Source organism: Pseudomonas sp. Pse1 (genome assembly GCF_024519635.1).
Taxonomy (GTDB): Bacteria; Pseudomonadota; Gammaproteobacteria; order Pseudomonadales; family Pseudomonadaceae; genus Aquipseudomonas.
In genome coordinates this window covers 164,341-177,625 of sequence record NZ_JALJRO010000012.1, presented here as the reverse complement: position 1 = coordinate 177,625, position 13,285 = coordinate 164,341, and the positions used below count along the sequence as shown (strand labels likewise).

8 protein-coding genes are annotated in these 13,285 nt (G+C 55.9%); 3 read left to right on the top strand and 5 right to left on the bottom strand.

The annotated features are described in order from the left end of the window. Positions 1 to 23: 23 nt before the first annotated feature. The 4 genes from NR126_RS18760 to NR126_RS18745 form a co-directional block, all read right to left on the bottom strand. Entirely contained in the window at positions 24 to 845 is an 822-nt protein-coding gene (locus NR126_RS18760) for a hypothetical protein (RefSeq protein ID WP_105753679.1), read from the bottom strand. Positions 846 to 1,287: 442 nt separating this feature from the next. Next, complete coding sequence (locus tag NR126_RS18755; protein ID WP_105753680.1) at positions 1,288 to 2,199, bottom strand: site-specific integrase; 912 nt, start codon at positions 2,197 to 2,199, stop codon at positions 1,288 to 1,290. A 399-nt stretch (positions 2,200 to 2,598) separates the two neighbouring features. Next, a complete protein-coding gene (locus tag NR126_RS18750; protein ID WP_105753681.1) occupies positions 2,599 to 4,155 on the bottom strand; it encodes a DUF5677 domain-containing protein in 1,557 nt (518 codons plus the stop codon). 116 nt (positions 4,156 to 4,271) lie between these two features. Then, a complete protein-coding gene (locus NR126_RS18745) occupies positions 4,272 to 8,762 on the bottom strand; it encodes an AAA family ATPase (protein ID WP_105753682.1) in 4,491 nt (1,496 codons plus the stop codon). A 249-nt stretch (positions 8,763 to 9,011) separates the two neighbouring features. Between NR126_RS18745 and NR126_RS18740 the strand changes: the two genes are divergently transcribed. Next, positions 9,012 to 9,416, top strand: coding sequence for a thymidylate synthase (locus NR126_RS18740; protein ID WP_256351155.1), 405 nt, complete (start codon positions 9,012 to 9,014; stop codon positions 9,414 to 9,416). Between the two features lie 67 nt (positions 9,417 to 9,483). Here NR126_RS18740 and cadR read toward each other — a convergent pair whose 3' ends face one another. Then, entirely contained in the window at positions 9,484 to 9,933 is a 450-nt protein-coding gene (gene cadR / locus NR126_RS18735; protein ID WP_027616958.1) for a Cd(II)/Pb(II)-responsive transcriptional regulator, read from the bottom strand. Positions 9,934 to 10,018: 85 nt separating this feature from the next. Here cadR and NR126_RS18730 point away from each other — a divergent pair, with 85 nt between their 5' ends. After that, the gene (locus NR126_RS18730) at positions 10,019 to 12,289 is read left to right on the top strand and encodes a heavy metal translocating P-type ATPase (protein WP_105753683.1); all 2,271 of its coding nucleotides are present in this window, start codon (positions 10,019 to 10,021) and stop codon (positions 12,287 to 12,289) included. 16 nt (positions 12,290 to 12,305) lie between these two features. Beyond that, positions 12,306 to 13,193 carry a LysR family transcriptional regulator gene (locus tag NR126_RS18725; protein ID WP_027616960.1) on the top strand — a complete coding sequence of 296 codons (888 nt, stop codon included), beginning with the start codon at positions 12,306 to 12,308 and terminating at the stop codon, positions 13,191 to 13,193. Positions 13,194 to 13,285 lie beyond the last annotated feature (92 nt).

Genomic DNA, 13,285 nt, shown 5'->3' with positions numbered 1-13,285 from the left:
CGCCGGCCATCACCTGGTCAACCTCAGAATTCGTGCTCAATATCGTCGAAGAAGTTCGGGCCAAGCTCGTACTCAAGAGAACCGAATCGCGCTAGGAGGTCTGCTCTCACTTTACCCTCGGCTACGGGTTCAAAATTGATCCAGTAACTGTATACGAGGCCCTCATCCGATTCGTTGGCCGTGACCTCCGAATCGGCTAGAAGCTCTGCGTCGTCGATAGAAATCTCCAGCTCATTCGCCAGGGCCTGGGCCATGGTTTTGCGGTTGCCGCGTTCAGCTTCTTCAACTTGGGCCCAGTGCTCCCATTCAGATCTACGGTCGCGATCAGCATCAGACTCACTGCTGGAGATGACCACGCCCTCGTCAGCAAGTAGCCATATACCATCACGGCGTAGCAATTCGACCGTGGCTTTGAGATAGAAGGCTGCACCGTGATACATCCTCTCCTGATCTTGCTGCCCCTGGTAGGTCAGGGAGACTTCTAAAGTAAGCTTCCCGGTTGCGTCGCTGTAGTCAGCGTTTTCAATTTCAAGAGTATCAATAGTGAATCCACTCGCATTGGTGTCCGCAATCGCGCCGGAGAGCTGATCCTCCAGTTCTAGATCCAGATGGGCGTAGACGTCGTCTTCATGGATCGCTTGGTGAAAGTCTTTGATCCCAAAAACAGCCACCATCAGACGCGCATCCTTGGGGTTCCGTTGGGCGACTACAGAAAACTCATGGTAATCAGCGAAGCCTGCTTTTTGAATAAGGGTTTCTTGAGCGACAGAAAGCTTCAGGCCCTGATCATGAGCAAGCTTTTTAGCTTGGGATTTGAAGATGTTTAGCGGGGAAAAATCAGACATGGCAAAGGTTCCTAAATCTACGACGCTTAGGTGTCCGATTGCCTGTTCACCGGGCAGCGTCTGGTTAGGGACATGCCGATGTAATGCTGGAAGATGTCAAACGATGGGCTATTGCTTCGCGAAACAGGCGCCAGGCGACCATCACCGCCTGACCCGATCATAGGTCAGGAAAATTCACTTCGCAATAGCCAGCGGGAAGGGCATCGTCGGGCTGGTTTCGCAGGAAGTGGCTTGGAGCGTTGCTCAGGTATCGGTCGTGACCGTAAGCGGAGCGCGCCGGCATAGGATGGGCCAAAGTCCTGAGGATGGACGCCCGGAGGGCCCAACATTGGCGAAGCCAAGATTGGGTTCACGACAGCCGTACCCCAACAGGGGGCTCGCCCAAAACAGGAATACTCAATGGCCTCGCAAATTAGTCGCGAAACCATTCCCAAGGTTAGGCCTAGTGAACAGTGCTACTGGTTTTCGGCAAACCGACTCCATATGCCAAGGACGTATTCACTGAGTGGTGGCCCATCCTCACGCCCATTTCGCGCAAAAAGTCGGCGTAATTGTCCGTGGTTTTGCGGATGCCATAAGGTGTGAGCAAGCTCGCATCAATATTCCCTTTGCGAGTCCAGGAGAAACAGATCTTTCTCAGAGTTATAACCGACAGCGGACGCCCAGAGGCATTACCCGCACGGAAAAGATAATCTCCGTCTGACAGCCTTGAGACCTTGATGTACTCCTTAAGTATCGACCTGTACCTATCAGGAATCGCATCGAGTACATGCTTGGTATCACGGCTCTTCACGCTATACACCGCAGCACCCTGTTGCATCCTCGCCGATAGGAACTCGTTTGCCCGCAGCCCACCCAGCATGCATGCAAACAGCGCCCGATCTCTCAAGTCGCCCGATTCGGCAAGGATCTTTTCCAAGGTCTGAACATGTTCTTTGATCAACCCTTGCTGAGTCTGGATAACCAGTTTTGGTAGTAGGCCATGACCAGCAGCGGGAGAAACCTGCACACGTTTAAAGGCTAGGAGTTTTTTCAGGGAGAGATCGTTCACGAGCCGTTCCAGCTTCTGTCGATCCACAGGCGGCGATGTTTCTGCCTGCAGGGTAGCTTTGATGGCTGAACCAATTGCCTTCCTGACATCGGCTTCATGCGGCACAGGCTCATCTGGCGGGCAGACTTTTGACGTCTCGCTGAGATCGTGGAAGCTCAGATAACCTAGTCCCTGCGCGAGCGCTTTTTGAGCATCTGCAAGTGAGATTGGGGCTGGGCCACACCAGTGCTGCTGCAACTGCTTGGACAGGCTTTTGAAGCCACGATTTCGGATCAGGTCGTCTGGATAGACTGGGACGCGCATAGCAGTTCTCCGGTAGCGTCAGGGTGTCGGCTGCCCGCTGACTATCGTCGAAATGCGTGCGAAAAAGTGGTGTTGCAACCTGTGGCACTGGAGCCTTCACGAGCCGACCGTTTGATCCAGGGAGATCAGGGGCATAGAAATTAGCATGGCAATCTGCGGAGCGTCTACGATGGTTCCGAAAGATTGGGCTATGGGCGGCAAGTAAGAGCAGCGGCAGAGACAGGCGCTGCGTTCGTGACACTGGATAAGCTGTTCAAACAATGACCAAACACGGCTCGAGATTGAAGGGTCGTGTAATGTGCCCGAAAAGGGACACTAAGCCAGTTTTAGAGGCTTAATATCCCGATTCGGGATCATTATTAACCAGCAGATGAATCCCGTTTATCCCCAAACCTCAGCCTATGCAGGCTCTTTAGGAGCCGCCGCATTGTTCTCATCATCCCTCGGTGCGTCCTCGATCTCGAAGCGCGTATCAAATCCAGGGTACGCAGTGTTCACGTCGGCAAGAATGGCATTTATTAAATGCAACGCATCAGCAATGGTAGGTTCTAGCATCCGGTGGTATGGCAGTGGGATGCGATGGAACCGGTGCAGAGGGTTCAGACAGTGAGTGAAGTTACTGTCCCTTATTGCACCCCATTGTCCATGGACGAAGCCCGAGGCCCAACCGTAGTACCTGTCGTAGTCATCCTTCGTGCCTGACTCCTCTGCTAGCCTGCGAAGATCTTTACCGGCCCAATGGCCCAGATCGATCTCCACGTACTCTTGGAAGTAGTCTTCGTTCGCCAAGGTTTCCAAAGCCTGTTGGGTCACAAACCGAGCCTTCTGACCGGCCATCTCCTCGTGCTTGAGCAGTGCCAGCTTGGCTTGGCCGGCGCCATAGGAACGGAATTTTTTCCACATCTCGTCGTTCCCACAGCGTACTAGGTAAGCCAGCGAGATCCTGCACTCAGTGAGAGATCGAAGCAGTAGCCTTCCGGTAATGGCTGAGCTCAACGGCCCCATGCTTATTTCGGCTAAGCAGGCGAGAGCGAAGAACCCGAACCCGAAAACGCCATCATGTTTCTGATTCAGGCCAGTGGTGCTCAAGCTCGTGAACCAGTGAGCCAGTAAACCTTCACGGACATCATTGATCGTCTTGCCCAAGATTTTGGGGTCATGGGCAGATTCACCTCTGGCCTCCAACGGAGCTGGGAGGCAGTGGGTATGTTCCAGTGTGTAAGCCCAAAATAATTCGGGCCAGAGGCTAGGTTCTTGATCCGGTTTAAGGCTGATTACAGCCATTTCCATGGATCTAATGGAGGGTCGGACTGATCTCATATCTCCCCGGTGTGGATATTCGATAATTTCCTGAATCCGCTCCCTCATCTCCTCCATGACGAAGATTTCCCCTAGCCCTAGCTTGAACAGTACGCTTAACCAGCGCACATCCGTTGCTTCTTGGGACTGGTGGTCAAAGGTTTTCAGTACCGCCTGGCCAAGGGTCTGCCAGTCGTCCTCGGTTGCTTCAGCAGCGAGTGCTGCTTTCCACCAGTCTCGACCTGGAAGGTTTTCGAGGAGCAGTAACGGACGCAACGCTTGCAAGCCTGAATGGCAGTGGAGCACCCGGCTCACGAGGGCGTTGAAGAGTTCTCTCGGCTGGTTCGGCAAATCAGAGTGGCGAAGCGTCCAGCCCAGTGCTTCTTTTGGCTCCTGTTCGCGGTCATCGTCACGTCGATAGCGAATGCCGATGGAAGCGATGTCCCGAAAAACCTCGATTGCCTCTTCACGGGGAATTACGGTAATGACCAGGCAGGCCCAAAGCATCTCCGGTAGGCGATTGTTCGCCCATGACGAGAAGCTCATCCCTGTGATCTGCATAATGGGGGGTATGAGCGCTTTGCCAACCCTTTTGTGATCTGCCAGTGACGACGTAACTTTCCCGGAGCGATTTGGCTTTTTCTTCCTGTTAGACATGAGCTACTTCCTGTTTGGCTACGCACTGTTCGAACCGTCATCAGCCATCAAGTCGAGGCTAGCCCAGCTAACTAATGCTGAACCTCGACCTGGTGACCACTCCGGCTGCCCCTAATTCAGGAATCCAGGTCGGATGCCTCTCCTGGCTCTCCCTTGTCCACATCCCTTTTCCAATGTTGCAGCTGTGGAGCGCGCTTGCTAAACCAAACGACCCCTTCAGATCGACGCCAGGAGGCATGGCTGTTTCCACCGCCTGGCCAAGCGCCCCGTTCTGTGACAAAAATCCATACACAGGACAGACCGTCTTCCTCGAGAAAGGAGTCAAACAGACCCTGATCTATAAAAGCATGAGAGCCGTCGTCAGGACTCTGCCCGCTGACGAAAAGTGTTCTGCCAGAGCTGTCAGCGTATATGTTTGAGTTGGACTGATGCGGCGTCAGCCCTAGTCGTTTTGCGAGCCATGGTGCAGGTATCAGAGCGTGAGCGCCGTCGTTCAGAGACGCATCTAGATGAGACTCCCAGTGGTAACGGAAACACGGGTAGGCAATCTCAACCTCACCAATATTGTGAAAGTCCATGGTTGACCACTGCTCTTGATCCCACGTCGAACGCCAAGGGGCTTCCAGCAGATAGCCATCGTCCGTCGCATTTCGGGTTGACCAGTTGTCTACTCGAACCTCTTTTTCCATACGGATGTATTTTATGAGTCTCTGCTCATCCTCACGCTTTACGATTACTGGCAGTAAAAAGCGCCACTCCTGTTTTCTAAGCCCATGCTCGCGGCTGGACTTATCTTTGTACCGCTCTGATACCGACCGATGCTCATGTAGGACTATCCAGGCCCGGCCCTTCGCATCCGTCCTGCTGACAAGGCTTGCCATACCCAAAGCCGGATCCTCTTCGAAAGGCCACTTCCCGAGTTCCTGTTCTGAGGTCTGTCGCATGGTGATTTCGGATCTGGGAATGGAATCTTCCGGGCTAGGCGCCTCTTCGGAGGCTAGTAGGATTGTCGGATCTATGTCTCGATGGAAACCTACATCGAGAGGCCCAGCATACTGACGCGATCCATGGAGGGCGCGTTCGGACATCCATTTGTTATCCGCAAGGCTGCAGAGAAGCTCATCCAAAGCCAGCCACTGGTATTTCTTACCAATACGCTCAACCAACGGTCTGTCCCGACTGTAATCATGACGCCTGCTCCGATCTTCGGGGAACAAATCCTTCGTCCAGCCGAGGCCATAGGCACGCTTTGCGACCCAGCGCTGGGCTGCAGTCACATCGATATGCGGTAGCTGGTCAGGCCGCTCCTCGGGGGCATTGAATCGCGGCTTATATTCCTTGCGATACCTTGCCTTTTCACCTGTGCTCAGCATTCTTAGAAGGAGTGTCTCGCACGCCTTAAAGCTTTCAGAGTAATCAGGTGCAGTTGTGCCCTGCCGGCGCTGAAGAAGATCGCGGAAACGGGTCGGCGTGAAGGCATGCATCATCTCAAGGAGTTCGACGCGTTCAGGGCAATGGTCGATGACTTCTTGCTCAAAAATTTCAGATCTTTCAGAGGGGGTCAGGGGCTCAGGCGTGCTCAGCGAGATATTCAGGAACGAAGTTACGCGAGGTCGTATTTCATAGCAGCCAAAGTCGCCACCCCACTGGGCGCATGAGCTCTGTATCTGAGAGTCGCCAGCATGCTTGGCAGCCTTCTCGAGCGCATCTTCTGTAACGGAAAGCCGAATGCTTCTCGAGTTATAGGGTGGACGGGCCTTCTGAATGTCCACGGTTTCCGGCAAGCAGTTTTTGCAAGCTGCGAGCTCGATAATGCCAAGGGCGGCGTCTCGAAGCAGGATGGACGCGGGGACGTCCACTCGGTCGAATACAGCCTTGTAGGTCACCTCAGAAAAGGGGCGCAGAAGCCGTTCACAATTGCTGACACAGCACGCGCCGAAGGCTGCTGTGTGCAGGCGCTCTAGGATATACAAGTCGTCCACTGCGGCGAAGTCATCACAAAGCTTCGCGTACAGAGAATGGTTGCGGATCATCAGCGAGGTAAGCGCTTTGGTGGCCTTGTCCCGCAGCTCCCGATTAGAGCTAGCAAGGAACCATGTGAGGATTATCGCGCAAAGGTACTGTACCTCAGAGTCTGTCTGCTCACTTTGCTCGAGAGCGCTCCACTCTATGAGCCGCCTGGCAGTAGCCCCCTCGTCTAACGGGAGAATATTCGCGTGCACAGTCCAGTATGCGTCCCGCTTCGGCATTTCAAGGACAATTAGCCGCTTATGCAGTGCTTCTGCATTCCAGGGGTGCCCAGCACTCGCGCTGACCTGGATGATAATGTCGAAATACCCATCTTCAACCTCCAGGAATGCGTTGAATAGCTCGAGCGTCCGGTCGGTGAACGACTCATTATTGCGCCACCTAAGACTTTCTATGAAGGCATCATTGACTGCTGGATCATTCGCCCATGCATTGATATCGCCTGGTAACAGATCGAGCAGCTCTTGATTGAAACGCTCAGGCAGTTGCACCGACAGGGCGTCGACCAATCCCACCCAGTCACCATGAATGCTTTCATCATCATGGATGAATTTCAGGGCACCAGATTTCAGTGCATCAGCAGGATTGATTACCGTCTCCAGTATCACTGAGGCCATCAAGTGGTCTTGAAGTCTCTGGAAGCTGAAGCGAACGATGTCTTCAGGGGCGGCAAAAGGATCGGCTCTCCTTTCCCTGGGATCTGGATCAAGCCTGAATAATCCGTTTCTCTGGAGAATTTCAAACCATGTGGTTCCCGGAGGTGCCGGGTATGCGTGGAACCTCCCATCGACGATACGTATGGCGTCGCTATGCGGGACATAGTCCCGTCTGTTTGCAGCCATCTCTGATGCAATAGCAGCGAGTGCCTGGTTCGTCGGCCTTACCAACTCATCGCTACCATCCCTACCGGCACCCAAGTTGCGAGCAATACTCTTCGTATAGAACGAAAAAACCTGCTTCGTGCCGACCAAACCCTTGGGGAACCACTTTTGATTTTCCCTTTCAAGAGCAACGCAGGCGCTACGCAAAAAAAGCGGATTTACAAACTCGGCAGCTAACCATGGGGTGTTCGGTTGAGATATGCCGCGCTTTCCCAAGTATATTCGAGCCGCTCTGGACTGCTCTTCCTGTGTCTCAAATCCGCGAATTCGGAACGCCGGAACCTTCTCACTTACCGCAGGAGGGATAATGTAAGGAATGTATTCAGTCCTACAACTGAAGGCCAGCGTTAGGTTCGGGTGGCGTTCGATTCTTGCCACGAACTCTGCAAGCTCATTACGCCAGAGAGTTAATCCAGCCCCCTCATTTACCGCATCCACCAGGATCAATCCGCGCTTGCCGGTAACGTCTGCGGCGGCACTCAGTGCTTGAAGCAATGCGTCAGGATTAATGTCTCCGACTCCCAGGCGCTTTGAAAACTGAGCCCAGACGCTGTCGCCGTTTAGCTGTTGGCCAAGTATCAGGACGACAGCTCTGCCCTCTGATATGGCGTTCTGCGCTACGTTACCCAGCAGATGCGATTTTCCCGTTCCCGCTTTTCCAAATATGAAGATGCTGCGACCTGATTCCGCAGAAATGTATCGACCCTCGATGAGTGATCTGAAGGCGTATGCTGCACCACTGAGATCTCGCAGTCGGTACTCTATATAGTCCAATGAGGAGCTGCTGGACTTTGGTTCCTTCGCCTTTTCTTGCTTCGCTCGCCAAAAAATTCTTTCTAGATCATGGACGCTTTCTGAAATAGACTCGATTATCTCTAAGGCTGCCGCTACAGGCCAGACTCTGTAGGCGTCTGAAGTAAATGCGAGGCTAAGTTTCTCCAAGTCAATTGTTTTGGCGTGGATATTCTCAATAAGCTCTAAGCTGCCTTCGAATGACTGCTCAATGTCTCCAAGTTGGGCGGCTTTTTGTATTTTTGAAAAGTGATCCTGGATCTCGGAGACAATGCTATCGTCTCGTAATATGACCTTGAATATTCTTTCAATGCCAACTTCCACATGGTCTTCAGGATGGTATCTTTCGTCCAGCGATTTGACTGCTAGGTCAATGTGATCGGAAAACCATTTTGGTGAGAACTCAACGTCGCCGAACCAATATCTGCGCAACCCCTCCGCATTCGGATGGGTGAGTCGATCCGTGATCTCTGAGGCCGTCCATGCAATAAAGTCGACATGTTTACCCGGCGCAACGAGCTTTCCCCATGTTTCCTTTCGAGAGTGCCAGCGTTCCCAACCTGTGTTGCCGCCACCTTGCTTGCCAGTCTTATCAGTCAGGTCACAGGGGAGAGCGACAATATACCTGGACAATCCTGGATGCGTTTCCAAGGCTCGCCGCACGGAGTCGTCAATGTTAGCCCAGTTTATATCAGCCGATTTCGTATAGTATTTAGCTTGATAACCAACCTCGCTTCCATCACTGAGCAACCAGTACGCCTCGATTCCCCCATCTCCTCCAGCACCTTCTATTCGCCTGAACTCCGCGTCAGCGGCTGGTGGTTCACGTCGGGCTAGCTGGCAAACGAGTTCTTCAAATGCGAGGCGCTGTCCTGAATCCATGCCTCTGATGCGTCTGTAATCCATGGAGTGTCCATTGCGAAAGCTAATAGTCGTGATGGCAGATAGCCTGTGCCAAGTGTATACGGTACGGACACGTTCGGAGTCACTAGCCCGTGGGCGAGACGGGCCTACGTGAAGATCGGTGGATCTAGGGGTATCGGAGGCCATCAACAAGTGTTGGCATAGCGACACATTTTCCTGGGCGTCAACGTGGGTAAGGCCCGCAAATGCATGCGCAATGAATGAAGGTAAGTGCTTGTTATTTCTCACGTAATGTGCAATTATAATTCTGCACTACGAGATGATACAGATATTGCTCAAGGATACATTCGTAGTGTGCATCATAGGTGTCGCATGAAGCCACTGGGCACGCCGTTCAACCTCACCGAGGGCGCCGCGCTGCTGAGCCTGGTCGGTCGCCTGACTGGCTACACGCCGCGCTGGTTCACCTATTTCATTGGTGACGCGCACGTCTACGAGAACCACCTGGACATGCTCAACGAACAGCTCACCCGTGAACCGTTCCCGATGCCCAAGCTGGTGATTTCCGACCGTGTACCGGAGTTCGCCAAGACCGGCGTGTACCAACCGGAATGGCTGGAACGGGTAGAGCCGAGTGATTTCTCGCTGGAAGGCTACCAGCACCACGCGCCGATGACCGCGCCGATGGCGGTCTGAACTGCAATCCTTAAACCTGTGGGGATAACCCTGTGGGTGTAAAACCTGTGGGGGTGTGGATCAACTCTCAATGCCCGTGACTGCGCCCCACATGTGAATGCTCGACCTCGGTCGCCACGACCCCGCCACTGACCTCCAGCCGCTGCAAGATCCCGCACTGTTCGATATCCGGCCCTTCGCTGCAGCGTTGGCGCAGGTCGAGCAGTTGCGCCTGCAGCGCGAGCAGGCCGTCGATCCGTGCCTTGACGTGATGGATGTGCTCATCGATCAGCGCGTTGACGCTTTCGCACTGGTCCTGCGGGCTGTCGCGCAAGGCCAGCAGGCTGCGGATTTCCTCCAGCGTCATGTCGAGGGTGCGGCAGTTGCGGATGAAGGTCAGGCGCTCGGCGTGGGCCTGGGTGTAGACCCGGTAATTGCCGTCGCTGCGGGCCGGCTCCGGCAGCAGGTTTTCGCGCTCGTAGTAGCGAATGGTCTCGACCGCGCAATCGGTCAGTTTCGCCAGTTCTCCAATCTTCATCGCAACGATCTCCAAAAGGGTGCTTGACCCTATAGTGGCTACAGGGTCTTTACTTGGCAACAGGCACCTTCATGGACGCGACCCAATGAGCGACTCCCGGCACACCCACGCCCCCGGCGACCAACACCCCCACAGCCACGGCGCAAAATTGCAGCCTGTGCAAAAGCCCCATGATCACGCCAGTCACGGCGGTTCCTGCTGTTCTTCGGCTGCGTCGCCGGCGCTGGTGAAAATCAGCGAGGCCGTGACTGAAAGCGCGCGCCTGAGCCGCTTTCGCATCGAAGCCATGGACTGCCCGACTGAGCAGACGCTGATCCAGAACAAGCTCGGCAAGCTGGCCGGGGTGCAGCAACTGGAATTCAACCTGATCAACCGGGTGCTGGGGGTGACCCACGACCTGCCGAACACTGCGCCGATCATCGAGACGATCAAGGCCATTGGCATGCACGCTGAGCCGATCGAGGAGGGCGCCGCTGACGACAGCCGTCCGCTGCCGGCGAAAAAACATTGGTGGCCGCTGGCGCTTTCGGGTGTCGGCGCGCTGGCCGCTGAAGTGATCCACTTCACCAACGCCGCGCCAAACTGGGTGGTGGCGATCATCGCGCTGATCTCGATTCTCAGCGGTGGCCTGGGCACCTACAAAAAGGGCTGGATTGCCCTGAAAAACCTCAACTTGAACATCAACGCGCTGATGAGTATCGCGGTGACTGGCGCGGTGTTGATCGGCCAATGGCCGGAAGCGGCGATGGTGATGTTCCTGTTCACCGTTGCCGAATTGATCGAAGCCAAGTCCCTGGACCGGGCGCGCAATGCCATCAGCGGCCTGATGCAAATGACCCCGGAAAAGGTCACGGTGCAGTTGGCTGATGGCAGCTGGGTCGAACAGGAAGCCAAAAGCATCGAGCTGGGTGCTTTGGTGCGGGTGCGTCCCGGCGAGCGGATTGGCCTCGATGGCGAAGTGATGGCGGGCAACTCGACCATCGACCAGGCGCCGATCACCGGTGAAAGCCTGCCGGTGGAAAAGACCGTCGGCGACAAGGTTTTTGCCGGCACCATCAACCAGTCCGGCTCCCTTGAATACAAGGTCACCGCGGCGGCCAACAACTCGACACTGGCGCGGATCATCCACGCCGTCGAGCAAGCCCAGGGCGCACGTGCGCCGACCCAGCGCTTCGTCGACGCCTTCTCGAAAATCTACACCCCGGTGGTGTTCGTCTTCGCCCTGGGCGTGGCGTTGATTGCGCCGCTGTTCATGGGCGCCGCCTGGTTCGACTGGATCTACCGCGCCCTGGTATTGCTGGTGGTTGCCTGCCCGTGCGCGCTGGTGATCTCGACCCCGGTGACCATCGTCAGCGGCCTCGCGGCGGCGGCGCGCAAGGGCATCCTGATCAAGGGCGGCGTGTACTTGGAGGGCGGCTACAAGCTCGATTATCTGGCGCTGGACAAGACCGGCACCATCACCCACGGCAAGCCGGTGCAAACCGATTATCTGCCGCTCGACCCAACCGCCGAAGCCACCGCTCAGGTACTGGCCGCCAGTCTCGCCGGACGCTCCGACCACCCGGTATCGCTGGCCGTCGCCAACGCTGCTGTGGATAAACAAATGGCGCTGCGCACTGTGGATAACTTCGCAGCGCTGACGGGGCGCGGAGTGCGCGGCGAAATCGACGGGCAGGTCTACCACTTGGGTAACCATCGCTTGGTGGAAGAGCTCGGCCTGTGTTCACCGGCCCTCGAAGAAAAACTCTTCGCGCTGGAACAACAGGGCAAGACCGTGGTGCTGTTGCTCGACAACTCAGGTCCCTTGGCGCTGTTTGCCGTGGCGGATACAGTCAAGGAATCCAGCCGCGAGGCGATCCAGCAACTGCATGCGTTGGGGGTGAAAACCCTGATGCTCACCGGCGATAACCCGCACACCGCTCAGGCCATCGCTGCCCAGGTGGGCATCGATCAGGCCCAGGGCGACTTGCTGCCGACCGACAAACTCAAGGCCATCGAAGCGCTGTATGCCCAGGGGCATCGGGTCGGCATGGTTGGCGACGGGATCAACGACGCTCCGGCGCTGGCCCGTGCCGAGATCGGTTTTGCGATGGCTGCAGCCGGCACCGATACTGCGATTGAAACCGCCGATGTCGCCCTGATGGACGACGATCTACGCAAAATCCCGGCATTCATTCGCCTGTCACGCCAGACCTCGACTGTCCTCACGCAAAATATCGCGTTGGCATTGATCATCAAGGCGATCTTTCTTGGGGTAACCTTCTTCGGTCTGGCCACCATGTGGATGGCCGTGTTTGCCGACATGGGCGTGGCCCTGCTGGTGGTGTTCAACGGTCTGCGCCTGCTGCGCAAGTAAACGAAGAGAGGGTGATGTGCTGAGTGCCGAGCTGAAGGCTTTTTATATGGTCGCGCGTCTGGGCAGTATCACCCTCGCCGCGAAAAAGCTCGGCCTGAGCCAACCCACGGTGACCACGCAGATTCGCCACTTGGAGAGTCAGTACTCAGTCGAGTTGTTCTATCGCGGCGGGCGCCGGCTCAGCCTCAGCGATGAGGGCGCGCGGTTGCTGCCGATGGTCAAGGCGCTGCTGCAACAGGAAGCGGATATCGAGTTTTTCCTGCGCAACAGTGGCCAGGTCCAGGGCGCACTGCGCATCGCCGCCACTGCGCCTTATTACATTCTCGACCTGGTGAAAACCTTCCGCGAGCGCCTGCCGCAGGTAGAGGTGGCGGTGGAAATCGGCAACTCGCAGCAGGTTCTCGAAGCGCTGGAGGACTACCGGGTCGACCTCGCCGCTTCGTCGCAACTGGTGGAAGATGCACGCCTGATTCGCCGCGTACTCGGCTCCGATCCCTTGGTGCTGGCCGTCCACCGCAACCACCCGCTGGCGGTGCGTGAACATGTGCCTTTGAGTGCGCTGGTCGGGCATACCTTGTTGATGCGTGAGCCGGGCTCCACCACTCGGCGCCTGACTGAAGAATTGCTGGCCGGCGCCGGTGTGAGTTTTGGTCCGTTGCTGGAAATCGGCAGTCGCGAGTCGATCCGTGAGGCGGTGCTGCGCAATATCGGCATCAGCATCATCGCCCGCCAGGAAGTGCCTCACGATCCGCAACTGCGGGTGTTGACCCTGGAAAATGCGCCGCAGATTCCCGAATACCTGTATTGCCTCAAGGAGCGCAAGAATGCGCGCTTGCCGGCGGCGTTTCTGGGGTTGGCGCAGGAGATGGCGCCTGTAGGAGCGGGCTTGCCCGCGAATGCGTAAACCCAAATCGCCCAATACCACTATCGGCAATTTTTGCCTCACTGCCACATGAAGTAAGCATTCGCTCCCTAGGATGGCCTGCATCTGCCAGA

Coding starts and splice junctions, on each gene's coding strand:
- NR126_RS18755 (WP_105753680.1), bottom strand. CDS start 2,199: ATGCGCGTCCCAGTCTATCCAGACGACCTGATCCGAAATCGTGGCTTC.
- NR126_RS18760 (WP_105753679.1), bottom strand. CDS start 845: ATGTCTGATTTTTCCCCGCTAAACATCTTCAAATCCCAAGCTAAAAAG.
- NR126_RS18730 (WP_105753683.1), top strand. CDS start 10,019: ATGAGCGACTCCCGGCACACCCACGCCCCCGGCGACCAACACCCCCAC.
- NR126_RS18740 (WP_256351155.1), top strand. CDS start 9,012: ATGTGCAATTATAATTCTGCACTACGAGATGATACAGATATTGCTCAA.
- NR126_RS18750 (WP_105753681.1), bottom strand. CDS start 4,155: ATGTCTAACAGGAAGAAAAAGCCAAATCGCTCCGGGAAAGTTACGTCG.
- cadR (WP_027616958.1), bottom strand. CDS start 9,933: ATGAAGATTGGAGAACTGGCGAAACTGACCGATTGCGCGGTCGAGACC.
- NR126_RS18745 (WP_105753682.1), bottom strand. CDS start 8,762: ATGGATTACAGACGCATCAGAGGCATGGATTCAGGACAGCGCCTCGCA.